The sequence below is a fragment of the Parazoarcus sp. PS-13 R2A genome (genome assembly GCF_057621855.1).
Window position 1 is genome coordinate 11370 of sequence record NZ_JBYEXN010000016.1, and the last position, 26924, is coordinate 38293.

Sequence of the window (26924 nt, forward strand, 5' to 3'; positions counted from 1 at the left end):
GAATCCTGATTCCTGTGCTCTTGATTCCATTAACGGACCATGATCGGAGAACTTTAGGAAATTTCTCCCGCTTGTTTGCCTGGCCCGGCAACGATTACCGTGTCCGGGCAAGGCAGCGGGTAACACCGGTTAAGATGCGCGGCACCGACGATGCCTGGGGAATTGATTGATGGCGCAGCACAAACTGCTTTCGGCACATGACAGGGAATCCTTGAGCGCCGCGGCGACACATTTTGCTGCCGGGCGGCATGCACAGGCTGCTGCGCTTGCCGCGGCCTTGTGTCGGCGCCACCCCGGCACAGGTCTCGCACACAAGCTGCATGGGTGTGCGTTACTGGAGATGGGGCGTGCTGCCGAGGCCGTGACTGCCCTGCGCGAAGCGGTGAGCTTGCTGCCACAGGACGCGCAGGCCATGAGCAATCTTGGTAATGCCCTGGCGGCAGATAATCAGCTGGATGCGGCGATCGAGGCGCACGAGCGGGCAATCGCAATGCAGCCGGGTGTGCCGACGCCGGTCTACAACCTCGGTTGCGTGTTGCTGCAGGCGCAACGGCCCGCTGATGCGCTTGACCGCTTTCTGTCTGCCTATGCCTTGCAGCCACAAGATTGCGTACTTGCGCGATTGTGTCGCGAGCTCCTCGTTGAGCGTGGAGATCTCGCGGCGGCAGAGCGTTTCTGCCGTGACAACCTGAGTGCGCTTCCGGACGATGCAGGTGCGGCTGCGCTGCTGGGTGCCATTTTGCTGCAGACGGGCGAAGGCGAGCCCGCCGAGGCCGAGGGCTGGTTGCGCGACGCTGTCCGCTTGGCGCCGGACGATGCGGTTTCATGGTCCAACCTCGGCCTTGCGCAGCGCGCTCGCCACGAAATCGGTGAATCCATTGCGGCGGGTCGTCGGGCAGTGGCACTGGCGCCCGAGTGGGGACAGGGGTGGAGCAACCTCGGGGTAGCGCTGCGTGATGCGGGGCAACTGGAAGAGGCCCGGATGGCATTGCTCAAGGCACTCGAGTGCGACTGCGAGTGCGCAGACGCCTATTACAACCTTGGTTGCACCGCGCAGGATCTTGGCGAGCATGCGCTGGCGCGCGAGGCGCTGATCGAGGCGGTAAAGCGGTCAGCGCGCCCCGCATGGATACTGCAGGCGGCGCACGCATGTCGTCAGGTGCTCGACTGGGATGGGGCCGACCTCCTCGAGAACGCTTTTGCCGGACAGTTGGAGAGCGGCGAAGCGCTGCGCACAGGCGAGCCGCCATCGCCGTTTGCCTGGCTGGCGACGCCGGGCTCGGACCCGGCCACCCAGTTGCAGATCGCGCGTCACTTCTCGGCCCGCTTTCCGCAAGCAGGGCAGACGCAGCCTCGTGCGCTGGCGACGGGCCCTCTGCGCGTTGCGCTCCTGTCGGCAGATTTCCGCGATCACGCGACAGCTCACCTGCTCGCGGGTGCAATCGAGTCCCTCGATCCCGCCCGTTTCACCCTGATTGCCTACGATCATGGGCCCGACGTCCAGGACTCCTATCGCCAACGCTTGCAGCAAAGCATTCGCAGATGGGTGTCAGTGGGCGCGCTTAGCGACGAGGCTGCAGCGAGCCGTATGCGCGACGACGGCATCGACATCGCGATCGATCTCAAGGGCTGGACCCAGGGCTACCGGGGCGGCATCCTGGCTTATCGCCCTGCACCGGTGCAGATGCAATGGCTGGGCTTTCCGGGAACGATGGGTGCGCCGTGGATTGACTACGTCATTGCCGATCCGGTGACGATTCCGCCAGGCGCGGAGGCGCACTACAGCGAGCGCGTTCTGAGTGTACCGGGCTGCTACCAGCCGAACGACCTGAAACGCGCCATTGGGCCGAGGGTTTCGCGCGCTGACCTCGGCTTGCCCGAAGGCGCGTTTGTCATGGCAGCCTTCCATCAGCCCTACAAGATCACGCGCGCGGTTTTCGATCAGTGGATGCGCCTGCTCGGGGCTGTCCCGGACGCCATCCTGTGGTTACTCGAGGCTAGCCCCGAGGCGCGTGAGGCAATGACGGTGGCTGCAAGTCTGGCTGGCGTTGATCCGGGGCGTCTGGTCTGGGCGCCGCGAATGTCATCCGGACTTCACCTCGGTCGCCTGGCTGCGGCCGATCTCGCGCTCGACGCATTTCCGGTGAATGCCCACACGACTGCGAGCGATGCGCTTTGGGCCGGCGTGCCACAGGTCGCGCGCTGCGGTACCACCTTCGTGTCACGGGTGTCGGCCAGCATTGTGAAGGCTGCAGGATTGCCCGAACTGGTCGCGCATGACGATGCGGCCTATGAGGCACTGATCCTTGCGCTAGCGCATGATCGACCGGCGCTTGCCGCCTTGCGGACGCGCCTGCAGGCAACGCGCGAACACTGCGCACTGTTCGATACGGCAGCCTTCGCCCGCCACCTCGGGCGCGGCCTCGAAATGGCCTGGGTGCGCCGGACGGACGGCCCAGGGGCGGGTCGCATTGAGGTTGCAGACTGATCAGCGCGTCCAGGCCGATAGCCACTCGGCGCGCCGGGCGTCGATCATCCAGTTCGCCCGGACTTCGGTACGGAGTGAGTCTCCCAGCGACTGGCGTTCGTCTGCGTCGGCCAGCAGACGCCGGAGTGCAGCCACCCACTGCTGGGTGGTGTTCGCAACCCTGACGACCGGCAGCTTGCCCTGGTAAGGCAGAACATTGCTGCACACGACCGGATAGCCGAGCGCACCGTATTCGAGCAGCTTCAGGTTGCTCTTGGCTTCGTTGAAGGCATTGGCCGCGAGTGGCGCAATGGCGATGTCGAGCCCGAGGCCGGCCAGCGCCGCGGGATAGTTCTTGACAGCCACCGACGGGTGAAACTCGCGCACTAAGGGGCGCAGCACATCGGGGCAGAAACCCAGGAAGACCCAGTCCACCTCATCGGACAGGCTGCGCACCACGTCGTGCATGAGCGCCAGATCGCCTCCGTGACTGGTGCTGCCGGCCCAGCCGACACGGAGTCGGGCGCCCTGTTTGCGGGTGGGCTGTAATCCGCCCCATATTGCATCGTCGAGGAGATTGGGGGCGACTAAGGTTTCGTTCGCGAAGCGGCCATAAGCGTCTGCCAGCGCTGCGGTCGACACCACCAGGCGGTCGCACAGGCCGATGGCCTTCTCGATGCGCGCCTCGATATCGGCGGGAAAGCCTTTTCCGTGTTCGTTCTCGCGTGGGATACGGGTGATCAGGTCGTCCAGTTCGTAGATCAGCAGGCTGCGGCCATATTTGCGGTATGCAGCCAGCCAGCTCAGCCCGAGGTCACTGAAGATGCGCTGAGTCACGACCGTGTCGGGGGCGACGGTCGCGAGCTCCCATGGGCCAAGGAAGCGGGTGCCGCCGCCGCCCTGAATCAGGCTGGCGCGGTTTAGCGCGCGCAGCGGCGTGGAAACGCGAATCTCGCCGCACCCGGTCAGGTCTGCGGGGTGGGCGTAGATGCGCGGCACCGGGTGCCAGGGCAGCGCATCCTGCGCGAGCGCTACGTCGGTCTGCAGCCGTGGCCGGTTGAAATGGCGCGTGAGCTGACGGTTGAAATACGGGTCGATCGGGACGCGCTCAAGCCAGTCGTCGACCAAAGCCTCATCGTCGCGCACAGGCGGGCCGAAGGACGGCGCTGGACGTGGTGCAGGCGCAACGACGGTCGAATAGGGCGTCCACACGGTGCGAAGGCCCCGCTCGCCGAGGCGCAGGCACAGGTCGACTTCGGCGTGGCGCGCTGGATAGCGGTCGGCTGCGAATCCGCCAGCGTCGTGGAAGGTTTTGCGCCGGATCATCAGGCACTGCGTCGAGACTGCGGTGCAGTTCTGTTCGAGCTGCAACTCACCCCCGCTGCCGGTATAGCCGACCGATACGTCCTGGAACGGGGTCGCGGCAATACCCATCTGGCCGAGCCGGATCATGCCGTGCTGCAACGAGCCATCGGGCGCGATCACACGGCCGCCGGCTGCGCCGATGCCTGGCCTGAGCGCATGGCGGACCAGGGCATCGAGCCAGTCCGCATCGAGCGGAATCAGTCCGTTGCCCAGGAAAAGCAGCACGTCGGCTTCGGTCGCCGTTGCGAGCTGATTCGCCACAGCCGTCGGCGACCCTGCCGCGACCTCAATGATCCGGATGCCCGGTGAGCCGAGTGCAGCCAGTTGTTGCAGGCACTCACGCGTGTCGGCGGTACAGTCTGGCGCCAGCGGCAACAGGATCGAAAGGGGGGGCGTGGCCGGGTGCGAGAGGATGCCTTCCACTGACCGTAGCAGCATGCCGCGGTCGCCAATGCCGGTGATCACAATCGCGACCGTGGGCGCCTCGTGCGTGTGCTCGTAGCGGATACGGCAACTGTCATCCAGCATGCCGTGATCGATGCTGGCTGCATGGCCCTGGCGCCCGAGGTGGGTCTGCAGCAGCTCGGCGCGAAAACCAAGCGGAATCGGGGCTACGGCATCAGGTCGGCTCAGTGCAATGCGGGGAAGGTGAAGCATGTGGTGCCCATCTGCGTCTTCGAACGCGCGCAGCACGGCCGCCAGGGGCAAGGCGTTGGTGGGGGAGTCGCCGATGTCCTGCAGGGCATTGCGGATGATCCCCGTGCTGGCGATGACGAGGCCTCCAATTGTGAGCGTGGATCTTAGCCAGTCGGGGTTGACCCCGGGGGCGAGCCAGGTTCGAACCGGTCTGCCATCAGCATCCCTGGTGTCGCCGTCGGTCAGCAACAGGCTGGCTTCGGGGGCATCGATCAAGGCCTGGCTTGCGAACAGCAAGGCATCCTCGGCGAGAAGCTCGCCTCCTGCGAAAACGAGGTGCCAGTCGTCGCCCGAACTTTCGACCAGCTGCAGAGTGGCCGCCGCTGCCTGCTGCGGCTCGATGGTGTGCCAGCCAAGGCGCGAGGAGGCAATGTTCGGCGCGGCCCGCTGCGATAGCACCTCAAGCTGCCAGTGTTCATAGAGCTGGGCTGCAACCGAGTTCAGCGAGTCCTGAAGTTGAGCGTCGCTGCAGTTGGTGGCGTCGAGCACGATACGGATGTGCGGCGGGGCGCAGCCGCTCAGCCGCTGATCATGCAGCAGGCCGGCCGCCTTGCTGAGGCGTTGCGCAGACTCGCGCCTGGTATACGCTTCCCGTGGGACGAAACCGTCGTGGGAAAGCGGATCGACCAGCGGCGGGGATTTCAGTGTCCGTGGCGCGGCGGCGGTCTCGAGTGCACGGCGGGTGGCTTCGAGGTAGCCACGCCCGAACTTCTGGTCGGGTTCGAGATGGTTGCCCTCGGCCCATTCGTTCCACGCGTTGATGAAGACCAGTTGCTGGCTCTCGGGGCGGTCGGATACGCTGCGCAAGGTCTCGGTCAGCCAGTGCTCATAGGCTTCCGGCGCGCTGTCGGCGATGATGAAGGCGTTCTTCTTGCGGCGGGCGGAGTTGTCCCATGACGGCGTGACGCCGGGAAAGCGCAGATGCGGGACATCGGGTCGGTCCAGTTGCGACTCGACCATGTCGCGGTAGTCGACCACGAAATGCTCGTCGGGCAGAACGACGCTCGGGTTGTCGTCGTTGATTGCCATCCAGTCGGGCTGGAAGTCTACCGACGCGTCGAACCCCAGCACGTGGGGATCATCGCGTTCGTTGAAGAAGTTCTCCACGCGGCAGATGAAGATCTCGCCAATTCCCGCCTTGCGCGCCTCGTTGCGCCAGATGGTGGTCGTACGCTTCGGGTCGGGCAGATGGCGGGCGCGGTAGATCAGGATCAGTGGCTTGCCGTCGACCCGGATATAGCGTGGATCACGGAAAGCCTCGATCAGGTATTGAATGTGCTCGCGATCGTCGTCGTCGTTGTAGTTCTGGCCAATCAGGATCTCCTGCTCGGCGCCGTCCCAGCGCCGGGTCCAGTTCTCGTTGGCCCAGCACAGGCAGAAGGGGAAGTCCGGTTCGCCGGACTCAAGGATCTCTTCGACTGGGCGCTCGAGCAGGCGCTTGCCGTTGAACCAGTAGTGGTAGTAGCAGAAGCCGTGGATGCCGTATTCGCGTGCAAGTTCGGCCTGCGCAGCGCGTGCCTCGGGCAGGCGCAGGTCGTAGAAGCCGAGATCGGTCGGCAACTGCGGCTGGTGGTGGCCGGGGAAATGGGGCGTGGCGCGTGCAACGTTGGTCCATTCAGTGAAGCCCTTGCCCCACCAGGCATCGTTTTCGGGAATCGGGTGGAATTGGGGCAGGTGGAAGGCGATCAGTTTCGGCTGCATGGGCGGTGTGCTCGCTTCAGCTGGGTTTGCGCATGACGATCAGGGCCTGAGGCAGGCTGCCGTCGTCGATGTAGGTGACGGGCTCAAGAAAGCGCGACCAGACGCGTTCGACGAAGGCCGGTGGCACGAGGGCTTCGCCATAAAAGCTTGACGGTCGGGCGTCACCGCCCCCCGTGGCTGAGAACAGGAACTCGCCTCGATCGTAGGCGGCCTGAGACGCTTCGAGGTCGACGAAGGACTCGGCCAGCTTCAGGTGCCAGGGGTGAGTGATTTCGCCCGTGCGACGTATGGTGTCGCAGTAGGCCAGGAAGCGCCGGCTTTGTGTGGTGATCGCGATCATGCCCCCTGGGGCCAGGATGCGCGCGAACTCCTCGACCCACGCGGTGGCGGCGGCTTCCGACAAGTGGGAAAAAACGGAATAGGCGATGACGAGGTCGAACTGTGCTGCGGGCAGTTCGGTCGGCGGGAAGGGCGGAACAAGGTCGAAATTGCAGTACGGAAAGGTGCGGCGGCACACCTGGACGAGGTCGGGGTCGACGTCGACACCGGTGATGTTGTCCGGCGCGATCTCCTTCATGAAGATTCGTGAGTACCGCCCCCACCCCGTGCCGAAATCGAGCAGGCGCGTGGCGGTGGACAGAGGATGACCGTGTGTGCCACAAAGCGCCTTTACCGCGCGGTAGAAATTAAAGCCCTCGCGCAGTGCGGGTTCATTGCTGGAGCCGACGGTGCCTGTCTGCAGCGCGTCCTCGGGAAAACCCGGCAAGGGGAATCCTCGGTAGGAAGGCATGTTGACGCTGCGGATCAGCACGTTCTGCCAGTCTTCGTCGGACAGGGCATGGATCCGCTGCCAGGCGGCGTTACGCGTTTCGGGGTTAGGCGTGGACGCGAGGAGACGCAACTCGACGCGGAGTTCGTCGAGTTCGGCGCGTAGCTGCTCGTTAGCTGCTTTCTGTGCCGCGAGTTGCTGACGCATCGTCTGGTATTCGTCGATCGCCTGCTTCTGTTCGTGCGAGGGTGTGCGCAGGTCCGAGAGCAACCGCGCCCAGGCGATCGGGCCGAGCGCCGATGCCTTGCCGAGGATGTCGCGCACGAGCCCGAAGTCGTCGCTGCCAGCCAGGCCGGAACGAAGGACAGGACTGAGGGTGGCCAGCGCGTCGTCGTACTGGTGCTCGAAGGCCTGCACCAGCGCGATGCTGCGGCGGGCAGTGAGCGACTCGGGGTTCTTTTCCAGGGCCCGACTGAAGAGCGATGAAGCCGTCTCGAGATCACCTTGCCGGACCGCGAGGCAGCCGAGGTCGTGGTAGGCCTCGGCAAGTGGCGTATCGGCCAGCACCAGCGCCGCGAGGATATCGGCAGCTTCCGCGAGATCGTCCTGGGCAATGAGGCTGCGGGCCAGTTCAATCTGGTCGCGGTCTTTATCGGCGGGGGTAGTCTGCATCGTTGCGAGTCCCTTGGCGTCGTGTTAGTCGGGCCGGTTTGCTGAAAACGGGGGGCGATGTGACGGGCGAGGCGTCCGGTCTGATCCTGTTGTTGGCAGATGCATCGAAGCTTGGCAACCCAGCGCGAAGCTCGCCGGACGTCTCGGACCGCAGTGCCTTGGTCTTGAGCGGATGTTGATCGAAGTGGTGAATTGAACGAGCTTGAGCACGGTGTGGCATGAGGGTGCAAGTATGCAGGTGACGTCGTTGTTGCTTGAAGCTTTTTTCCGCACCGATGCGGCTCTCGGGGCAAGGTCGCGGATGGCGCTCAGCGAAACCGGCGAGGTCGATCTGTTTCCGATTTCGGATGAGCGCGTCGGTTTTGGCACTTAGCCCCTGCTTCTGGCGCCATTTGTGGGCCAGAAGCAGGGGCTAAGTAGTGGATCAGACAAGCGCGATGGTACTTAAGGAATCAGCCCTGCAGCAACTGCAGCACCTGCTGTGGCAGCGCATTGGCCTGCGACAGCATTGCAGTGCCGGCCTGTTGCAGGATCTGGGCGCGTGTCAGGTTCGCAGTTTCGGACGCGAAGTCGGTGTCGCGGATGCGCGAGCGCGAGGCCGACAGGTTTTCGGACGATACCTGCAGATTGGATATCGTGGTGTCGAAGCGAGCCTGCAGAGCACCGAATTTTGCCCGTTGTCCGTTGATTGCCGACAGGGCCGCGTCTGCGATGGCTAGCGTTCGTTGTGCGGCATCGACGGAGCTGACATCGAGGTCACTGACCTTTTGCAGTTGTGCCGCTGCAGTGGTTGCGTTGAAAAAGTCGGTCGTATTCGGGGCGTCGATGCTGAACGACTTGTCCGAGTCCAGCACCAGCTGGCCGGTTCCGATGGCGGTCGCGCCTGCAGCCGTCGCCGTTCCGCCGATGGTGGCCGCAGCCGAACCCGACGCCGCGTTGGCGATGGTGATGTTTTCGCCCGCTGCGTTGAGCAGGGTGATGCCGTCGCCGGTATCGTTGATGCGCGCCGAAACACCGGTCTTCGAGGAAACGTCGTTGAACGCATTGATGGCCGAAGCCAGTCCGTCGTTGTCCTCTGCGCCGATGGTGAAGGAGATGGTGACCGCAGCGGAGTTATTCGAACTGACGTCGAACTTGTAGCTGATATTGGGGGCGCTGAAGTCGATGTCGAATTCGGTTTTTGCCGATGCCGTGACACCGGTGGTTGCGCTCTCGGTATTGATCAGCGCGGCGGCCGTCTTCGCCGAGGCACCTGCTGGAATCGTGGCGGTAGATGCACCGGTCGCGCCATTGATCGTGACCGTTCCGCCGGCAACCCGGTTTGATGCTGCGGCGGACGAAGCGATCGAGAACGGCGTGCTGCCGGTCGTCAGGTCGCCCTTGGCGCCTGAAGTTGCCGCTGCCTGGGAGCCGATCCGGTAGCCGCCATACTGATTGGTGCTGAAGTTGGCCGTCGTGGCCTGAATCGTCTGCCCGGCGTTGGCGCCGACCTGGAACGTTGCCGTGGTGAAGGAGCCGTCGAGGAGTCGACTGCCGTTGAATTCGGTGGTCTGGGCGATGCGGTCGAGCTCGGCTGTGAGCTGATTCACTTCGGCGTTCAGTGCCTGGCGGTCCGAGGCCGAGTTCGTTGCGTTGGACGATTGCACCGCCAGTTCGCGGATGCGCTGCAGCACATCACCGGACGACTGCAGTGCGCCCTCGGCCGTCTGCGCCAGCGAGATACCGTCATTGGCATTGCGACGGGCCTGATCCTGTCCGCGGATCTGCGAAGTCATGCGCTCCGAGATCGAGAGGCCTGCGGCATCGTCCTTGGCGCTGTTGATGCGCAAGCCGGAGGAGAGGCGTTGCAGCGAGGTCGCGAGCGAGCCCTGGGAGGTGTTCAGGTTACGCTGTGCATTGAGCGAGGCGACGTTGGTATTGATTACCTGTGCCATTTTTGCATCTCCTTAGATCAGGTTCTGATGTCGCCCGGACTGGCTGGCTGTTTGGAACACCGTTGATGAATCCGAGCCTTCTGAAACAGACATAGCGAGATGCGTGCCAGCATGTTTATTCTTTCTATTTCATTGTTTTAGGTGGCTTTATTGGTGACTTTCGGCAAGTTTTGCCGGCTTGCGATCAGGGCTTGGCAGCCTTTTGCCGGTCGGCGGCAATATTTCTGAGGCGGAGCATCGCGACCGGGAGGGTGACTGCTGGGCCCGGTTCGTCCTGATCAGGCCGGCCCTGTCCAGGCGGTGATCCACGAGGTGGGAGGGGACGACCAGTTCTCGTCTCTCTGCACCGTTGCAAGCCGGGTTCTACCTTGTTGCCGCAGGGTGTTGCGCAGCAGTGTTCGGGAGCAAGGTGACGGGCTGCTTACGATGGTCACCGTCATCGGCTTCAGCACAATGTGGTGGCGTCGAACGGCAATGTATTTGTTGGGTGGGAACGGGCGACAATCAAGAAACAGTCAACTCACTGTTGTGCGGCCTCAGCGAGCAGATTGAAGACGATGGGGAAGGTCTCGTTACGCACTTGCGCGCGCAAGAGGTACGCTGCAAGCGGGTCGACTGTGGGCGATTTGCGGATATTTTCGGGCGCTGTTGCGACTGTTGTCGGAGCGCCGCGCACCGCGGCCTCGAAACCTGCCGGAGCATGGGCCTGCAGATAGTGTTCGCGTGCGCGCTGCGAGTGACTGGCAAGGGCTTCTGGTGAAGCCGAATCGATGATGGCGAGCAGTTCGTCCGGAGTAGCCCAGCACCAGGTGCCAACGGGGCCAAGCGTGGCACTGCCCAGCGGTGGGTGCATGTGGTGTGCATGGGTGACGATCGGGGTGCCGCCGGCCATGGCCTCGATGATGGCGCGTCCGCCGCCTAGCGGAAACGAACCGATGTAAAGATCCACGCCCTGTTCCTTGAGCGTTGCGCCAAGATTCTCGACCCACGGGATATGTGTGAAGCGATCTGCGCTGACGCCTTGCACGGCAAGTTCTGCATGTATGGCGTTCAGGACGTCGCCAGACAAGGGGCCGATGTGCAGATGCCTGCCGCCGCTGCGTCGCAGGACCTGCGGCAGGACCATCCAGTAGTGGAATGGATAGGGGGCCATGAATTTCGCGTCATGGCCGCTGCAGGCAGTGAGCAAGGAGCCTGTCCGGCGGAACGAAGCGGGATCGTGAGGGCGTGCGCCGATGTCCGGTACAGACAGGGGCCAGAGTTCGGCCTTGATCCCGGCTGTGCGGCAGGTTTTGCAGAAGTCTTCGTAAAGGTCCACATGGCGTACCCAATCCAGCGCAGCGCCCAGACATAGATGGTGGTCGGCATGGTGACAGAACACGACCTCGCGATTGAGACCGGGCTGAATGCCGGCAATCGCGGCCACATCGGCGTGGTGGTTGAAAACCAGGACCTGTGCGTCGGGATGGCTGCACAACTGCAGCTGTGTCCATACGAGGCGACTCAGGTAGTCACCGGATTCGGGGGTTCTGACTTCAACCCCGAGCCTGGTAAAGCGCTCCCGGTCGAATTGGTAATCGTGCGAGAAGAAATTCGTCATCAGGATCAGGTGACGTTTATCCGGCTGCGCCCGGATGATGTCCTCGATAACCCGCGTATGCCCCCCCACACCATAGAGCTCCGTGGCGAGAATGATGACGTCGGCTTGGCGGTCGGCCGCCGGGGGACGTATCTTCTCAGATTCGATGTAGTGGAGCGAAATGGCGCCGAGCTTCTGGCAGAGTGCGTCCAGGCCTGGCGACGACAGCACATTTCCGACGGTTGCCGGGTCATTGGTCACCGTATCTACCAGTGCGCGGATCGCGGCAAGCGCCGAATCCGCCTCACTCTTTGCGAAAAGTGCTTCGATGGCGGCTATGAAGGAAAGAAGATCCTGATTCATGGTCAGACCCTTGTCTGATGATCCTGCTGTGATTGCGGAGAATCCGTCGGGCTGTATTTTCGGCACACGAGCAGAAAGTGATCGTTCTGAACACCGAAGCAATCTGCACGTATTTCTCCGTGTGAGAAATCGGCGAATGCTGCTTCAAGACTCTGTTGCAGGGCCTTGGCATCGCTGAAGCGCTGCAGTCGGGCACCTTGAAGTACGCCGAAGGCGTCGGTGGTCAGTGTGGTGCTGCCATCAGCATGGGCAGCGCAGTCATTGAAGATGTAGTTTGTGGGCATCGGCACAGACAGGATCAGAAAGCCCTTGTTCATGAGTACGCGAGCATATTCCCTGACGTGATCGGCGAAGGCCGACCCTGCCTCGAGGTAGTAACAGCTGTTCCAGGCAATCAGGTAACGAAACGATGCGTCGGGATAGGGTAAGCGCGCGTTGGTGCCGACATCCAGGCTTGCCGGTATACCAGCCTTCTGGAGTCGAGCGCGGGTCGAGTCGCATATTGCCGCGCTGACTTCGGTGGCGTGAATCCTGAAGCCCAGATCATGAAACAGCCCAAGATTTCTGCCGTCGCCACAGCCGACCTCCAGCAAGGGGGCGCCCCGATACTCCGCTTGATCCAGCGCCAGTCTTGGATGACGGCCCATCAGTATGCGAACCAGATGTTCGGCCGGATAACGTGCTCCGCCCTGGCGGAGGAGATAGTGTGCGGTGTAGGCACAGATCGCGGGATCGCCCTGCATGCTATCGGATTGCGCTGAATCAACGGATGCTTTCATTGCAGGGCTCAAAGATCGATTACGTAGGTGTCGTAGCATACGCAACGTGCACCGAATTCTTCCTTCTGGCTCATCAGCCCTTCGTTAAGAACCTGTCCGCCCGCTTCTGTCGAAATGCCAAACTCGAGCCACTGGCAGCCTTCGCGATAGCGTGTGGCGAGCGCATGAATCAGGAAATCCATTGCGCGGCTAGCGCGACCAGCCTCGGATGCAACAAGATACTGGGTGTGCGCAACCGGCCCCGCGACGTAAACGATGGCGCCTCCTACAAGGCGTCCGTCTCCGTCGCAGACGTGGAAAATTTCGATGCTGCGGGGGAAGGCCGCGCGCAGGCGATTCATCTCGGCAGCGCTGTGAACGGCACTGACACCGTGACGCAGTTGCAGATTCGTGTTGATCAGCGCCATCAGGGCATCGGCCGTGCTGACCTGCTCAAAGCGCAATCCAAGTTGTGCTGCGCGCGCTGCGCCATTGCGTTTCTTGCCAGGTAAGCCGGTATCGAGCAAATGCAAGGCTGCTGAGGGCTCGCGCTTGAGCAACTGGGCACCGAGGCGGAACAGGGCGTAGGCATCTTCCTCGGCCGGTGCTCGATGGTAGATATGCGGAATGGCCTTGTATTCAAGCCGCGTGATACCGATGCTGTTGTAAAACGCCAGCGCGGCATCGAATGTGCGGAGCATCTTCTCGACCCGCATGCGACCATCGGTGATGAAGCCGCCGTAAGTCAGTCCGCCATGCGAGCGGATCGTATTGTCGTGGCGACTGGCGGGCAGGAGGGCCAGTGTCGCATCTGCTTCGTCTATGATCAGAGAGGCGTCGACAAAGCGCTCTGCGTGATACTCCATGTAGGCGCGGTCAAACAGCAGCGTGCCGTTGCGGCTGTTGCGCACAAAGGTGTCCCAGCGCTTGCGGTCTTTGGCCGAATAGGCGGCGGCGATCACGGGAAGTCCCCATGCAGTTCGGCGACACCAAGGCCGTCGCGACCGAATCCGTTGCCGGCGTAAAACAGGAACCGTCGTCCGCTTCCGGGTACGCTGACCAGCGAGGGGAAGTACACCATTTCGCTATCGAAGCCTGTGCCATGGGCAATGCTGGCGAGATGGTCGGCGCGCTCCCAGTGCTGCAAGTCGTCGGAGAGTGACAGTCCGAAGTGATATTTCATATCCAGCGTGCGGCGGGTGTAAAAGACGACGTAGCGCTCGCCGAGCCGGACGAGCTGGGGCCTGCCCAGGCCGTGCTCCACGCTTGCGTCGTGCGTCACGATGCGCTGGCCGCTGCGTTGATACGCCAGACCGTCGGGGGACGACTGGTAATACACATCGTAAGTTGGCCGCAGATAGCCACCCACATTGACCCAGTCACTACCTGCGGAATAGACCGTGTGGAAAGCGCCTGATTCGTGCAGGATGGATTGCCCAGCGCGAACGCTCAGGCCCTCGTCGGCGCGGTCGAGGATGGGTGCCTCGGAGACGCGAGTGAAGGTTTGACCGCCGTCGCGACTCAGCGCCAAGCCACCGAAATTGAAGTAGCGGATCTTCTCGCCAAGCTGAAAGCCGGTGTAGTAGAGGTAGATCGTGTCGCCAACGCGCGTGGCATGTCCGGGGAATACACCATTGTCGTCAAAGCAGCCCGGCCGGCCGATGTCGACAACAGGCCTGGGGGACACAGCAAGGACCTCATTGGGGCGCTCTGCCGATACATCGACATAGCCGATGCGGGAGATGCCCGCGCTATCCCAGCAGCCGAGGAAGACACGGATGACCTCGTCGTTCAGACAGATGGCGGAGGGGGCCATGGTGTGGCTATGCCACCAGCCAGCCTCCCGCTGGCGGTGATAGACCTGTCCGAGTTTCTGCCAGTGCATCATGCTAGTGTCCCCGGTCGTCCAGCAATATTTCGACCATGCTGGGGTCAAAAGTCAGGATGCCCAAACGCGTGGCGACCTCTTCACGTTGAGTGAAACTGTCGTCGATGAAAATGGCGTTGGTTTCGTGGATGTAGTCGCTTTTCGATTCATCTTCACGCAACCAGTGGATTTCATCAAAGAGCGATTGCAGGCGCCAACGGGCAAGCAGCGCTTCCTTGTCGGCTGCGAGTGATTTCGATAGCAGAACGATGCGCTTTCCCTGGTTGATGCATTGATAGAGAAACTGCAGCATTTGCGTGTTCAGAGCGTCCTTGATGACGAGCGTGTCGTCCCAGTCCACATAGACCGTGCTGTAGCGCAGGTCCAGTCGATAGCGATTCGTCAGAGCCCGATCGATGCTGTACTGACGGTACGGGTTGCGCAATATGCGCACGCTCATACCGGCCTTGTCGAGCAGTCCCAGAAGCGGAAAGTTAATGCCCTGCACACGGTGAAACGCCATGGTGCCGGCGATACGCGGATCGATCTCCAGCAGTTTCAGCGTTCCCTGAGCATCGCGCTTCATCTGGAAGAACCATGGACCGGTCAGGTCCAGTGCGTTATGGATCTGCAGTGCATGCGCAAGTAACGCTGCATGGGTCTCGCTGTCCGGTTCCTTGCTGTGCATCGAGGTGCCCATGCGGATACGCTCGCGCGTTCGCGGGCCGGCGAACAGCAATTGCCCGGCGCTGCTCGAGAAGCAGTCGACGGTGTACTCATCGCCCGGCAGGTACTCGCAGATGAGCATGCCCTCCAGACTGCCGGCAGCCGCGAGTGCGTGGCGGCTATCGAGTCGCTGTCCTCCCTGCGATCCATACAGGCGGTCTGGCTTCAGATAAACCGGAAAACGGTCGACGCTCTCCGCGCTATGCAATTCCGGTACGGGAAGTTGCTGTGCAAGGTGCTTGTAGCTCGCGGACTTGGAGCGGACGATATTGAAGGTGGCGCTGGCAGGCATGACGACAGCGCAGGAAAACTCGCTTCGGTGCTCATCGAGGAAGTCCATGACAAGAGGATTTGCCGGGAAAATGAAGTCGATTTCCCACGCTTCGACCAGTGCCTTCAGCGCGTGCAAGGCGTCGGCATTGTCTATGGATGGCAGTTCGCGATAGTGCGCAAAGACGCAAGGTCCGTGGTTGACCACGGCTGCAGAGGCACCGAACAGCCGCACCTCCTTGCAGTGTTCGAGCGAACGGAAAATTTCCAGCCCGACCTCTGTGCCGGCCGGGAATACGAGAACATTCCACGGTGGCGCTTTCATGAGGCCAGCTCCTGATCTGCCTGCAGCACTGCCGCGATGACAGGTGCAGGGTCGAGTCCTGGCCACATCGGCAGACTCAGTACTTCTGATGAGAGCTGTTCCGTGATCGGCAGATCGGGCCAGTTTTCGCCGGAATAGGCGCCCTGCCGATGGGCAGGAACGGGGTAGTGGATCAGGGTGTCGATGCCCGCTGTTTTCAGGGCCTTCATCAGCGCGTCGCGCCGTGTGCAGCGAATGACGAAAAGATGCCATACGGACGTGGCCCAGTCGGGCGTCTGAGGCACGGTGATATGTGTCAGCGCTGACAATGCCTGAATGTAGGCTTGGGCGACTGACTGGCGCGCACGATTGTCTTCATCGAGGCGTCGCAGCCTGACACGCAGAAAGGCAGCCTGAAGCTCATCGAGGCGGGAGTTGTAGCCAGCTTCGTCATGCTGATACCTGGTCTGCGATCCATAGTTGCGCAGTGAGCGCAGGCGCGAAGCCAGGGCTGCACTACTCGTGCAGATGGCGCCACCGTCGCCCATCGCACCCAGGTTCTTGGTCGGGTAGAAACTGAAGGCGGCCGCGTCACCGAGGCTGCCTACGGGGCGGTTGCGGTAGCGCGCGCCATGCGCCTGCGCAGCATCTTCGATCACCTGCAAACCATGCTGTGCCGCAATGCTGCATATCGCGGCCATATCGGCGGGCTCACCATAAAGGTGCACGGCGATGATGGCTTTTGTGCGGGGCGTGATCGCTTCGACAATGCGTTCAGGATCGATGTTGAAGCCGGATGGACAGGATTCGACCGGCACGGGCCGGGCGCCGCTCCAGGTGACGGCGAGCCAGGTGGCGATGAAAGTATGGGCCGGAACGATGACTTCATCCCCAGCGCCAATACCCATGGCCTGCAGTGTCAGGTACAGCGCTTCGAGCCCATTGCCGACGCCTACGCAGTGTTCGACGCCGCAGTAGCGGGCGAACTCCTGTTCGAAGGCCATGAGCTCGTCACCCAGGATGAAGTGATGTCTGCTGAGAACCCGCTCGAAGGCATGCCTCAACTCGGATTCGATCGGGGTGGTGATCGCCTGCATGTCGAAGAAAGGTGTCGTCATCTCGGTGCGCAGTCAGTCGATTCGGCTAACGGAACCAAACGTCCGCAACCGAATGCCGTGAATTTTTCGCCTGGTTGTCGATGCGCAGGCCGCGCAACGCGGATCTCGTCAATCGAAGTTGTAGCCCAGTGCAGCGTATACCGGAGCAGCGGAAAACAGGCGGTTGAGTACTTCGATTGAGTTTGGGTCAAGATCTTCGCGCCACTTGTCCTGATTCTCACGCTCTGGATCGGTATACGTTCTGCGCCCGCCGGCCCATGGGTCGGAACCGTCCTTCAACAGGCTCGCGCTCTCGTGCACGACCTGGCCCGGGTTCAGGACCGCACGATCATCAGGCAGGTCGAGGAAGTTCAGCAGATTCATCATCGTGTCTTCGGTACGGGAGAGCAGATCTTCGTAGCGCACGATGATCGCGCGGGCGGCTTGACTCTCGCAGGCTTCAACGCCGGCATGCACGCACTGATTGATGTACAAGGCCATTGCTTCCAGGTTGCTCAGGAAGTGCGGCCGCGTTTGTCCGGCCTGGTCAATGCGCTTGGCGACCTGATACATGGACATGATGACTGCGCGCGGGTCGCGTATGACATGCACGAACTTGGCGCCAGGCAGTATCGTCATCAGGTCCTTGAAGACAAGGACATTCATCGGTGTTTTTTCGGAGAGCCGGCTGACCCCATGGCGATCCGCGACGGGATAGAGCAGGGACTCCACCATTTGCCCCATGGCGTCATCGATCTGCGCCGCATCAACGAAGTGCGTGATGCGACCATACTGCAGGCCCTGCTGCAGGCGGTTACGCAAGTTGACGATGTCGGTCAGGTGATCAAACTCGGGCCCGCCATAGACATCACGGTGCGAGTCCATCATGGACTGGAACAGGCTGGTCCCCGATCGCGGCGCGCCACCGACGATAATCAAGCGGCTACCTCGCATGTCAGCCTCGTTGGGAAGAGTCGAGGTGTTCATCATGTGCGTGATGCCTGTGCCGCAATCCTGAATGACGCATAGTCGCGGTAATAGTCGGCTTCGTCGTAATACGCTGAGGCGAGCACCAGACAGACGGCGCCCGATGAGAAGTTATCCAGATAGCGCCAGGTCATCGGCGCGATGTAGATGCCGTTGTATGAGCGATTGAGGTGGAAGCGACGCTCGCGATCACCATCGTTGAGCACGACGTCAAAGCTCCCCGACATGGCGATCATGAACTGCTGGAGTTTTCCGTGAGCATGACCGCCGCGCTCCGATCCGCCGGGCACGTCATAGAGGTAGTACACGCGTTTGATATCGAAGGGCACGTGTCTGTCACCCTCGACGAAGGTCAGGTTCCCTCGCTGGTCGTGAATCTTCGGTAGTTCGATCATCCTGCAGTCATCGAGTGACATGGTCCATCCCTTGTGGCCTTGGCGATTACCCTTTGATTGACTTCCTGGCAAGCAGGGCACGTTGTAATTCTAAGGGGGAGGGGGGGCGATTGATACATCGAACTGTTATGGGTTTTGGCTACTGTTTCTCCTTTTGATGCGCAATATCGCATTGTGTCGCGGCGTCCTGTTTGGTGCGGCAGACAGGAATTCCGACCGCTTGAGCCCGCACGAACGTCCCAGAAACAACAAGGCCCGTAAATACGGGCCTTGTCATTGCGACTATCTCGCGCACGGGTGGGGCTTCTCGCTTACCGCACGATGAGTGTGCTAACGATCGTCCGGGGTTCGCATTGTTCAATGCCGCTTGCGCGCCTAGCCTTCGGCGCGGAAAGGCTTGCCCAGCGACATCGGTGAATTGAGCCTGATGGTGTTCACATTGCGCGAGATCACCACCAGCACGATGATCGTCGCCCAGTAGGGCAGCGACGACAGGAACTGCGCGGGGAAGTCGATCTGCATGCCCGAGCCCTGGATGAAGAGCTGGGTGATCATGACGCCACCGAACAGATAGGCGCCGACCATGACCCGCAGCGGGCGCCAGGTGGCGAACACGACCAGCGCGAGGGCGATCCAGCCGCGACCGGCGACCATGCCTTCGACCCACATCGGGGTGTAGAACACCGACAGGAAGGCGCCGCCGATGCCGGCCATGGCGCCGCCGAAGAGCACCGCGAGATAGCGGATGAGGATGACCGGATGCCCGATGGCGTGTGCCGAGGCGGGGGATTCGCCCACGGCGCGCAGCACCAGGCCGGCGCGGCTGCGGTAGAGGAACCACACCACGGCCCAGAACATCGCCCACGACAGATAGACGAGGGCCTGCTGGTTGTAGAGTGCCTCGCCGATCAGCGGCAGGTCGGCAATGAAGGGGATGCGGATCGGCGGCACCGCGGGCAGGGCGATGGACTCGAAGGGCTTGCCGATGAAGGCCGACAGGCCGACGCCGAAGATCGCCAGCGCGAGCCCGGACGCCACCTGGTTGGCCTGCAGCGTGAGGGTGAGCAGACCGAATACGAGCGACACCGCCATGCCCGCACCCATGCCGGCGAGCACGCCCAGCCACGGGCTGCCGGTGTGGTGGGTGACGGCGAAGGCGGCGACCGCGCCCATGGCCATCATGCCTTCGGCGCCAAGGTTGAGCACGCCGGCCTTTTCATTGACCAGCAGGCCGAGCGACACGATGATCAGCGGGGTGCCGGCCACGACGGTGGCAAACAGCATCGAAGTAAAGAGCGAAGCGTCCATGATCGATCCTCAGGCGGCAACGCGGCCGAACTTCAGCCGGTAGTGGATGAATACGTCCGAACCCAGCAGGAAGAACAGCAGCAGGCCCTGGAACACCAGCGAGATGGAGCTGGGCAGGTTCATGTACTGCTGCACCTGCTCGCCGCCGATGTACAGCAAGGCCATCAGCAGACTGGCAAGCAGGATGCCGAAGGGGTTGAGGCGGCCGACGAAGGCCACGATGATGGCGGCAAAGCCGTAGCCCAGGTTGACCTTGTCGGTGAGCTGGCCCATGGGGCCGGCCACTTCGCTCATGCCCGCAATGCCGGCTGCGGCACCGCCGGTGAGCAGGCCGATCCAGATCATGCGGTTGGCAGAGAAGCCCGCGTAACGCGCGGCCTCGGCCGCTTCGCCCGCGACCCGCATCTTGAAGCCGGTGTAGCTGCGGTTCATGAAGGCGTAGCCGGCGACCAGCGCGGTGAGCGCGATGAGGAAGCCCGCATGCAGGCGTGTGCCTTCAACAAGAATCGGCAGCAGCGCATGGTCGGCAAACATTGCCGTCTGCGGGAAGTTGAAGCCGTCCGGGTCTTTCCAGGGCCCGAACACCAGCCAGGACACGAACAACTGCGCCACATAGACCAGCATCAGCGACACCAGAATCTCGTTGGCGTTGAACTTCGTTTTCAGCAGGGCTGGGATGGCGGCCCAGGCTGCGCCGGCGGCGGCACCCGCGAGCACCATTGCGGGCAGCACGAGGCTGCTGTCGGATTCCTGAAAATACAGGGCCATGCCGGTCGCACCAACGGTGCCGAGCATGAATTGCCCCTCGGCGCCGATGTTCCATACGTTGGCGCGGAAGCCCACCGCGAGACCGATGGCGCACAGCATCAGCGGCGTGGCCTTGAGCAGGAGTTCGGAAACGCCGTAGAGATCCTTGACCGGGCTGATCAGGAACAGACGCAGACCTTCGACCGGATCCTTGCCCAGCGAGGAGAAGACGGCCATGCCTGCGATCAGGGTGAGCACGGCCGCCAGTACCGGCGACAGGTAGCTCATCAGGCGCGAGACTTCGGCGCGGGGTTCAAGCCTGAGCATGAGCGAGCTCCCCTTTCTGTTCAACCGTTTCGGTTGCGAGCTCGGAGCCTGGCCACAGGCCGCTCATCCACACGCCAATATCCTCTACCGAGGTTTCAGCGGTCGGGCGCAGCGGCGACAGCCTGCCCTTGGCGATGACCGCGATGCGGTCGCAGATCTCGAACAATTCGTCCAGCTCCTCGGAGATGACCAGCACGGCGCAGCCACGGTTGCGCAGGTCGATGATGGACTGGCGGATGAAGGCGGCTGCGCCGACATCGACACCCCAGGTGGGCTGGGCGCACACCAGCAGCTTGGGTGCCTGCAGGATTTCGCGGCCCATGATGAACTTCTGCAGGTTGCCGCCCGAGAGCGATTTGGCTGGCGAAGGGGCGCCGCCGCACTTGACGCTGAAGGACTCGATGCACTTCTCGGCAAAGGTCCGCGCACGGCTGAAGGCCAGAAAGCCCCCGTTAACAAAATGCTGCGACTTCGCCGCGGTCAGGATCGCGTTGTCGGCGAGCGACATCGTGGGCACGGCGCCACGACCGAGGCGCTCTTCAGGCACGAAGCACATGCCGAGTTTGCGCCGCTGGCCGGGGTTCATGCGACCGGCTTCGGTGCCGAGGATTTGCACCGGGAATCTTTCCGACAGCGGTTCCTCGCCCGAGATCGCGCGCAGCAACTCCTGCTGACCATTGCCCGATACGCCGGCAATGCCGACGATCTCGCCGGCGTGGACGTCGAGATGGATGTCGCGCAGGTCGGTGGCGAAGGGGTCGGGTGTGGCGTGGGACAGCCCGGCCAGGCGCAGGCGGACCTCGTTGCTGGCCTGGCTGGCACCGTGTTCGCACACTGGCAGATCCTTGCCGATCATCAGTCGCGCCATTGATTCCGGCGTTTCCTCGCCCGGGCGGCAGTGGCCGGTGACGCGGCCGCCGCGCAGCACGGTGGCGGTGTGGCACAGCTCCTTGATTTCGTCGAGCTTGTGGCTGATGTACAGAATGGAGCAGCCTTCGGCGGCGAGCTGGCGCAGGGTTTCGAACAGTTTGCGCACGGCCTGCGGCGTGAGCACCGAGGTCGGCTCGTCCATGATCAGCAGGCGCGGGTTCTGCAGCAGGCAGCGCACGATCTCCACCCGCTGACGCTCGCCTACCGACAGCGCGTGCACATGGCGGCGCGGATCGACCGGCAGGCCGTAGCGCTTGGAGACCTCTTCGATGCGTTGCGCGAGTTCGCCGAGATCGGGCTTGCCCGGCAGGGCGAGGGCGACGTTCTCGACCACGGTCAGGGTTTCGAACAGCGAGAAGTGCTGGAACACCATGCCGATGCCGAGTTCGCGCGCATGCGCCGGGCTCTCGACGGTGACATCCTTGCCTTCCCACTGCATCTCCCCCGAGCTGGGCCGGGTGACGCCGTAGATGATCTTCATCAGCGTCGACTTGCCGGCGCCGTTTTCGCCGAGAACGGCATGAATCTCGCCGGGCGCGACTTCAAGATTGACGCCGTCGTTGGCGACCACGGTCGGGTAGACCTTGCGGATGTTGCTCAGTACGAGGCGCGGCGGCGCGCCCGGGGAAGGGCTTGTCTGCTGGGTCATGGTGTCGTGCATGCCTTGGCTGGATGATCTTGCCGGATGTGCCGGACGTTCTGTGGCTTGCTGCGCAGGCTCATGAGCTGCGCGGCAATCGCGATGGCGATGACTTCGGGTTCCTTGCCGACGACGGCGGGGTCGCCGACCGGGCTGACGATGCGGGAGAGTTGCGCTTCGGTGTAGCCGCGGGCGCGCAGCCTGGCTTCGAAGCTGGCGCGCTTGGAGGTCGAGCCGATGAGGCCGAGAAAGCCGAAGTCGCCGCGATCGAGCCAGGTCCGCACCAGTTCCAGATCCAGCGCATGGCTGTGCGTGGTGATCAGCACGGCGGTGTTGGCAGGTTGGTGTCGCACTTCGGCTTCCGGCATGTCGGTCAGGACGGGGCGCGTATTCTGCGGCATCCAGGCCAGAAATTCCGACTCGCGCGGGTCGATCCAGGTGACGCGGATCGGCAGGCGGGCAAGGACTTCGATCAGTGCGCGGCCGACATGGCCCGCACCGAACAAGGCCAGATGCAGCTCCGCCGGGCGCATGAGTTCGATGACGTGGCGCTCGCCGCCAAGGCTGTCGCAGCAGATCATGGCGCTGTCGCCGGCAAGGGAGGCGAGCCCGGCCGCACTGGCGGCGAGCGCCGGATGGCGGCTGTCGGCGCGCAGGCTGGCGAGGCTGGCGACCTGCACAGGTGCGCCCCCGAGGCTGAGGATGCGCACCCACTCGATGTCCTCGTGCGCCAGTGCGCGTGCCGCTTCGACCCATGCACGCTCAGTCGGGCGAATGACGTCGAAGGCAAGGTGCATCACGCCGCCGCAGCACTGGCCGACGCTGGCCCCAAGCGGAAAGCGCTCGATTCTGGGGGCGGTCGCAAGACCAGCGGCGTCATCGACGATCATGCCGCGCGCAATTTCGATGGCACGCAGTTCGAGGTGACCGCCGCCGATGGTGCCGAAGCTCGAGCCCATGCCGACCAGCATGCGGGCGCCCGGCGCGCGCGGTGCCGAGCCGCGTGTCTCCGCGACGCCGATCCACACCATGGGCTCGCCGGCGCAGAGGCTGGCGGCCAGATGATCGAGCAGGCGTCCGGCAGTCATGGCGTGTGGGCCCGCTGACGGGCGTCGTCCACGCTGCGCAGGATCTCTTCGGCGGTGGCCGGCGCGTTGAGCATCGGGGTGACGCGGTAGTCGGCTGACGCAGCCACCGCGTCCTTGATCGCGTGCCAGACCGACAGCGCAAGCATGAAGGGTGGCTCGCCGACGGCCTTGGAGCGGAAGATCGAGTCTTCGACGTTGATGGCGCGATCCCACAGGCGAACGTTGAAGATCCTGGGGACATCGGAGACCGCCGGAATCTTGTAGGTGGAGGGTGCATGAGTGCGCAGGCGTCCGCTTGCGTCCCAGTGCAGCTCTTCCATGGTCAGCCAGCCCATGCCCTGAATGAAGCCGCCCTCGACCTGGCCGATATCGATCGCCGGGTTCAGCGACTGGCCGGCGTCGTGCAGGATGTCGGTGCGCAGCACTTTCGACTCACCGGTCAGGGTGTCGATGGCGACCTCGCTGCACGCAACCCCGTAGGCGTAGTAATAGAACGGGCGGCCCGAGAGGGTTTCGCGGTCGTAGGCGATCTTGGGTGTGCGGTAGTAGCCGGTCGCGGACAGCGAGACGCGCGCCATCCACGCCGCATGCACGAGCTCGGCAAAGCTGACGACGGTGGTGCCGGCATGGATCTGATTGGCGCGGAACTCGACCTGGTCTTCGCGCACGGCGTACCTGGCCGCGGCAAATTCGGTGAGCCGTGCCTTGATCTTGAGTGCGGCGTCTTGTGCGGCCTTGCCGTTGAGGTCGGCACCGCTCGACGCTGCAGTGGCCGAGGCATTGGGCACGCGCGCGGTATCGGAGGCGGTGACGCGGATGCGGTCGATGTCGATCTGCAATTCGCTGGCCACCACCTGCGCCACCTTGGTAAACAGACCCTGTCCCATCTCGGTGCCACCGTGGTTGAGCAGCACCGTGCCATCGGTATACACATTTAGCAGTGCGCCGGCCTGGTTGAGGTGGGTGGCGGTGAAGGAGATGCCGAACTTGACCGGGGTGAGGGCGATGCCGCGGCGCACAACCGGGCTGTTTGCGTTCCACTCGCGGATGGCTTCGCGGCGGGCGCGATAGTCGCAGCCGGCTTCGAGTTCGGCCGTCATCTCGTGGATCACGTTGTCTTCGATGACCTGGCCGTAGTGCGTGGTGTTGCGCTCGGTGGTGCCGTAGTAGTTGAGCTTGCGCACGTCGAGCGGGTCGAGTTCGAGCTTGCGCGCAATGGCGTCGATCACCTCCTCGATGCCGAACATGCCCTGCGGCCCGCCAAAGCCGCGAAACGCGGTGTTCGATACCGTATGGGTCTTGCAGCGGTGGGAGTCGATCGCGACGCTGGGCAGGAAGTAGGCGTTGTCGGCATGGAACATCGCGCGGTCGGCAATCGCACCGGTGAGGTCGGCCGAATAGCCGGCGCGGGTGGATTGGCGGAAACGCACGCCGAGAATGCGGCCCTCGTCGTCGAAACCGACGTGCCAGTCGATGCGGAAGTCGTGGCGCTTGCCGGTGAGCACCATGTCGTCGTCGCGGTCGAGGCGCAGCTTGACCGGGCGCCCGGTGCGCAGCGCGCCGATGGCGGCAATCGCGGCGATCTGCCCGGGCTGGCTTTCCTTGCCACCGAAGCCGCCACCCATGCGTCGGCATTCGACGGTGACGTCCTTGGCCTCCAGACCGAGCGCGTGGGCGACCTGCAACTGGACTTCGCCCGGGTGCTGGCTCGACGAATGCACCTTGAAGGTCCTGTCTTCCTGCGGGATGACGTAGGCGATATGGGTTTCGAGGTAGAAGTGATCCTGTCCGCCGTGGCGCACGGTGCCTTCGAGCTGATGCGGCGCGGCACCGATGGCCGTATCGACATCGCCCTGCCGGAGTGCGACGTCGGGCAGCACCCGGGTGCCGGCTTCGAGCGCTTCGTCGATGCCGAGCAGCGCGGGCAGGCGGTCGTATTCGACCTTGGCAAGACGGGCGGCGGCGCGGGCGGCGCGCATGTCTTCGGCAAGCACTGCGAACAGCGCCTGGCCATGAAACTGCACTTCTTCGGTGGCGAAGATCGGGTCGTCGTGCACGACAGGGCCGAAATCGTTCAGGCCGGGAATGTCGTCTGCGGTGAGCACACAGACCACACCCGGTGCCGCGCGGACGGCCGACAGGTCGATGCTGAGGATGCGGGCATGTGCTTCGGTCGCGAGTCCGATTGCCGCATGCAGCGTGCGTCGCAGTTCGGGCAGGTCGTCAATATAGGTGGCGCTGCCGGTGACGTGCAGCACTGCCGATTCGTGGGGAAGGGCAGCGCCGGCGCTGCCGCGTGCTTCAGTGCTGAGCATGATCGGCCTCCACGCTGTCGATGCGGGTCGGATGACCTGCGAGTTCATGGTGCAGGCGGGTGAGCAGGTTCTGCGCGACGTTCATGCGGTATTCGGCAGACGCACGCATGTCGGACAGCGGCTGAAAGTCGAGTGCGAGCGCGGCGCGGGCATCGCTCAGGGCCGCAGCATCGAAGGGGCGGCCGATGAGCGCGGCTTCCGCGTGGCTGGCGCGCTTGGGCGTTGCGGCCATGCCGCCGAAGGCGAGCCGTGCGCTGCTGACGATGCCATGGTGATGAATGATCGAGAAGCCTGCGAACACCGCCGAGATGTCCTGGTCCTGACGCTTTGAGATCTTCCAGGCGCGGAACAGGTGTTCATCGAGGGGGCCGCGTGCGACGGGAATCCTGACGCACTGCACGAATTCGCCCGGTGCAAGATCCTTCTTCTGATAGCCCAGATAGAGCGCTTCGAGCGGCAGCGCACGGGTGCGATCGCCGTGGCGCAGCACCACCTCGGCGCCAATGGCGATCAGCGCCGGCATCGAGTCGCCGATGGGGCTGCCGTTGGCGATGTTGCCGCACAGCGTGCCGGCGTTGCGGATCGGGCGTGAGGCAAAGCGGCGCCAGAGTTCGGTGAGTTCGGGGTAGTGCGGGAGGATGGCCTCGAAGGCGTCTTCCAGCGTCACCGCGGCGGCAATTTCGAGCCAGCCGTCGGTTTCGGAAATGCGGTTGAGTTCGCGCGCCCGGCCAAGATAGATCAGGTGCGGAAGGGCGCGGAACTGCTTGGTGACCCACAGGCCGATGTCGGTGCTGCCGGCGAGAATGGTCGCGTCCGGGTAGGTGGCGACGCAGCTGGCAAATTCATCGAGGCTGCGCGGCGCGGTGAAGCGGCCGTCCGCATGGACGATGTCGAGCGTGGCGTCGTCCGCATTCATGCGCACGAGACGGTCGAGCAGGGCCTGTGCCGCGGGGTCGGTTGCGTTCTGCCACTGTGGCGCAGGCAGTTCGCCGTCGGGTGCAGGCAGCCGATACATTTCCTGTGCGGCATCCACGATCGGGCGGTAGCCGGTGCAGCGGCACAGGTTGCCGGACAGCGCGTCGGCCACGGCGTCACCATCGGGTGCGGCCTCGGTCTGGTACAGCCCGAACAGCGACATCACGAAGCCCGGTGTGCAGAACCCGCACTGAGAGCCGTGGCAGCTCACCATCGCCGCCTGGGCCGGATGCAACCCGCCCTTGGCTGCACGCAGGCTTTCCACCGTGAATAAGGCCTTGCCGTGCAGGGTGGGCAGGAACTGGATGCAGGCGTTGACACTGCGCCAGACCAGCTCGCCGTCACGTGCTTCGGCAACGACCACGGTACAGGCGCCACAGTCGCCTTCGGCACAGCCTTCCTTGGTGCCGGTGCGTCCCTCGTCTTCGCGCAACCAGTTGAGCAGCGTCGTTGTCGGGCTGACCTGATGCAGCCGGATGTCGCGACCGTCGAGGAGGAAATGAAGTTCTGCTGTCGTCATGGCTTGAATTTAGCATCGCCGGTGCTGGCGTGCCGGTGCCCTTGTTTATACAAAGTATTGAAAATGATGGATTTTGTGCGCCAGCTTGGTGCGATGCACAAAATAATGCCCCAGACTGGCGCAA

18 protein-coding genes are annotated in these 26924 nt (G+C 63.3%); 1 reads left to right on the forward strand and 17 read right to left on the reverse strand.

The genetic code is table 11. The features are described 5' to 3' along the window. Positions 1 to 169 precede the first annotated feature (169 nt). Entirely contained in the window at positions 170 to 2488 is a 2319-nt protein-coding gene (locus AC22G6_RS14855) for an O-linked N-acetylglucosamine transferase family protein (protein ID WP_487367402.1), read from the forward strand. Here the strand turns inward: AC22G6_RS14855 and AC22G6_RS14860 are convergent, their stop codons facing one another. The 17 genes from AC22G6_RS14860 to xdhA all read right to left on the reverse strand — a co-directional run bounded on the left by AC22G6_RS14860 (position 2489) and on the right by xdhA (position 26800). Further along, complete coding sequence (locus AC22G6_RS14860; protein WP_487367403.1) at positions 2489 to 6229, reverse strand: glycoside hydrolase family 99-like domain-containing protein; 3741 nt, start codon at positions 6227 to 6229, stop codon at positions 2489 to 2491. A gap of 16 nt (positions 6230 to 6245) precedes the next feature. Further along, positions 6246 to 7670: a methyltransferase domain-containing protein gene (locus AC22G6_RS14865; RefSeq protein ID WP_487367404.1), complete on the reverse strand. Its 1425-nt coding sequence runs from the start codon at positions 7668 to 7670 to the stop codon at positions 6246 to 6248. Positions 7671 to 8122: 452 nt separating this feature from the next. Beyond that, entirely contained in the window at positions 8123 to 9604 is a 1482-nt protein-coding gene (locus tag AC22G6_RS14870; RefSeq protein ID WP_487367405.1) for a flagellin N-terminal helical domain-containing protein, read from the reverse strand. 520 nt (positions 9605 to 10124) lie between these two features. Further along, complete coding sequence (locus tag AC22G6_RS14875; protein WP_487367406.1) at positions 10125 to 11546, reverse strand: hypothetical protein; 1422 nt, start codon at positions 11544 to 11546, stop codon at positions 10125 to 10127. Between the two features lie 2 nt (positions 11547 to 11548). Beyond that, entirely contained in the window at positions 11549 to 12325 is a 777-nt protein-coding gene (locus tag AC22G6_RS14880; RefSeq protein ID WP_487367407.1) for a class I SAM-dependent methyltransferase, read from the reverse strand. An 8-nt stretch (positions 12326 to 12333) separates the two neighbouring features. Further along, positions 12334 to 13266 carry a GNAT family N-acetyltransferase gene (locus tag AC22G6_RS14885; protein ID WP_487367408.1) on the reverse strand — a complete coding sequence of 311 codons (933 nt, stop codon included), beginning with the start codon at positions 13264 to 13266 and terminating at the stop codon, positions 12334 to 12336. After that, positions 13263 to 14192: a glycoside hydrolase family protein gene (locus AC22G6_RS14890; RefSeq protein WP_487367409.1), complete on the reverse strand. Its 930-nt coding sequence runs from the start codon at positions 14190 to 14192 to the stop codon at positions 13263 to 13265. The genes AC22G6_RS14885 and AC22G6_RS14890 overlap by 4 nt, the downstream gene beginning before the upstream one ends. Position 14193: 1 nt before the next feature. Next, on the reverse strand, positions 14194 to 15402 hold the full coding sequence (locus AC22G6_RS14895) for an ATP-grasp domain-containing protein (RefSeq protein WP_487367410.1): 1209 nt from the start codon (positions 15400 to 15402) through the stop codon (positions 14194 to 14196). A gap of 86 nt (positions 15403 to 15488) precedes the next feature. Continuing rightward, positions 15489 to 16589, reverse strand: coding sequence for a DegT/DnrJ/EryC1/StrS family aminotransferase (locus AC22G6_RS14900; RefSeq protein ID WP_487367411.1), 1101 nt, complete (start codon positions 16587 to 16589; stop codon positions 15489 to 15491). 108 nt (positions 16590 to 16697) lie between these two features. Continuing rightward, entirely contained in the window at positions 16698 to 17558 is an 861-nt protein-coding gene (locus AC22G6_RS14905; protein ID WP_487367412.1) for a sulfotransferase family protein, read from the reverse strand. Continuing rightward, positions 17555 to 17971, reverse strand: coding sequence for a sugar 3,4-ketoisomerase (locus AC22G6_RS14910; protein WP_487367413.1), 417 nt, complete (start codon positions 17969 to 17971; stop codon positions 17555 to 17557). The genes AC22G6_RS14905 and AC22G6_RS14910 overlap by 4 nt, the downstream gene beginning before the upstream one ends. Positions 17972 to 18325: 354 nt before the next feature. After that, a complete protein-coding gene (locus AC22G6_RS14915; RefSeq protein ID WP_108948909.1) occupies positions 18326 to 19258 on the reverse strand; it encodes an ABC transporter permease in 933 nt (310 codons plus the stop codon). 9 nt (positions 19259 to 19267) lie between these two features. Beyond that, positions 19268 to 20332, reverse strand: a complete 1065-nt coding sequence (locus AC22G6_RS14920) for an ABC transporter permease (protein WP_108948908.1) — start codon at positions 20330 to 20332, stop codon at positions 19268 to 19270. Further along, a complete protein-coding gene (locus AC22G6_RS14925) occupies positions 20319 to 21911 on the reverse strand; it encodes an ABC transporter ATP-binding protein (protein ID WP_487367414.1) in 1593 nt (530 codons plus the stop codon). Before AC22G6_RS14925 ends, AC22G6_RS14920 begins: the two co-directional genes overlap by 14 nt. Then, positions 21908 to 22990: a xanthine dehydrogenase accessory protein XdhC gene (xdhC, locus tag AC22G6_RS14930; RefSeq protein ID WP_487367415.1), complete on the reverse strand. Its 1083-nt coding sequence runs from the start codon at positions 22988 to 22990 to the stop codon at positions 21908 to 21910. The genes AC22G6_RS14925 and xdhC overlap by 4 nt, the downstream gene beginning before the upstream one ends. Beyond that, entirely contained in the window at positions 22987 to 25305 is a 2319-nt protein-coding gene (xdhB, locus tag AC22G6_RS14935) for a xanthine dehydrogenase molybdopterin binding subunit (protein WP_487367416.1), read from the reverse strand. Before xdhB ends, xdhC begins: the two co-directional genes overlap by 4 nt. Beyond that, a complete protein-coding gene (gene xdhA, locus AC22G6_RS14940) occupies positions 25292 to 26800 on the reverse strand; it encodes a xanthine dehydrogenase small subunit (protein ID WP_487367417.1) in 1509 nt (502 codons plus the stop codon). Before xdhA ends, xdhB begins: the two co-directional genes overlap by 14 nt. Positions 26801 to 26924: the final 124 nt, after the last annotated feature.

Excerpts from the sequence above, each read along its gene's own strand:
- AC22G6_RS14860 (WP_487367403.1), bottom strand. The coding sequence starts at position 6,229 with ATGCAGCCGAAACTGATCGCCTTCCACCTGCCCCAATTCCACCCGATT.
- xdhC (WP_487367415.1), bottom strand. The coding sequence starts at position 22,990 with ATGACTGCCGGACGCCTGCTCGATCATCTGGCCGCCAGCCTCTGCGCC.
- AC22G6_RS14910 (WP_487367413.1), bottom strand. The coding sequence starts at position 17,971 with ATGTCACTCGATGACTGCAGGATGATCGAACTACCGAAGATTCACGAC.
- AC22G6_RS14855 (WP_487367402.1), top strand. The coding sequence starts at position 170 with ATGGCGCAGCACAAACTGCTTTCGGCACATGACAGGGAATCCTTGAGC.
- AC22G6_RS14870 (WP_487367405.1), bottom strand. The coding sequence starts at position 9,604 with ATGGCACAGGTAATCAATACCAACGTCGCCTCGCTCAATGCACAGCGT.
- AC22G6_RS14875 (WP_487367406.1), bottom strand. The coding sequence starts at position 11,546 with ATGAATCAGGATCTTCTTTCCTTCATAGCCGCCATCGAAGCACTTTTC.
- AC22G6_RS14915 (WP_108948909.1), bottom strand. The coding sequence starts at position 19,258 with ATGGACGCTTCGCTCTTTACTTCGATGCTGTTTGCCACCGTCGTGGCC.
- xdhA (WP_487367417.1), bottom strand. The coding sequence starts at position 26,800 with ATGACGACAGCAGAACTTCATTTCCTCCTCGACGGTCGCGACATCCGG.
- AC22G6_RS14925 (WP_487367414.1), bottom strand. The coding sequence starts at position 21,911 with ATGACCCAGCAGACAAGCCCTTCCCCGGGCGCGCCGCCGCGCCTCGTA.
- AC22G6_RS14920 (WP_108948908.1), bottom strand. The coding sequence starts at position 20,332 with ATGCTCAGGCTTGAACCCCGCGCCGAAGTCTCGCGCCTGATGAGCTAC.
- AC22G6_RS14900 (WP_487367411.1), bottom strand. The coding sequence starts at position 16,589 with ATGACGACACCTTTCTTCGACATGCAGGCGATCACCACCCCGATCGAA.
- AC22G6_RS14865 (WP_487367404.1), bottom strand. The coding sequence starts at position 7,670 with ATGCAGACTACCCCCGCCGATAAAGACCGCGACCAGATTGAACTGGCC.
- AC22G6_RS14880 (WP_487367407.1), bottom strand. The coding sequence starts at position 12,325 with ATGAAAGCATCCGTTGATTCAGCGCAATCCGATAGCATGCAGGGCGAT.
- AC22G6_RS14905 (WP_487367412.1), bottom strand. The coding sequence starts at position 17,558 with ATGATGAACACCTCGACTCTTCCCAACGAGGCTGACATGCGAGGTAGC.
- xdhB (WP_487367416.1), bottom strand. The coding sequence starts at position 25,305 with ATGCTCAGCACTGAAGCACGCGGCAGCGCCGGCGCTGCCCTTCCCCAC.
- AC22G6_RS14890 (WP_487367409.1), bottom strand. The coding sequence starts at position 14,192 with ATGATGCACTGGCAGAAACTCGGACAGGTCTATCACCGCCAGCGGGAG.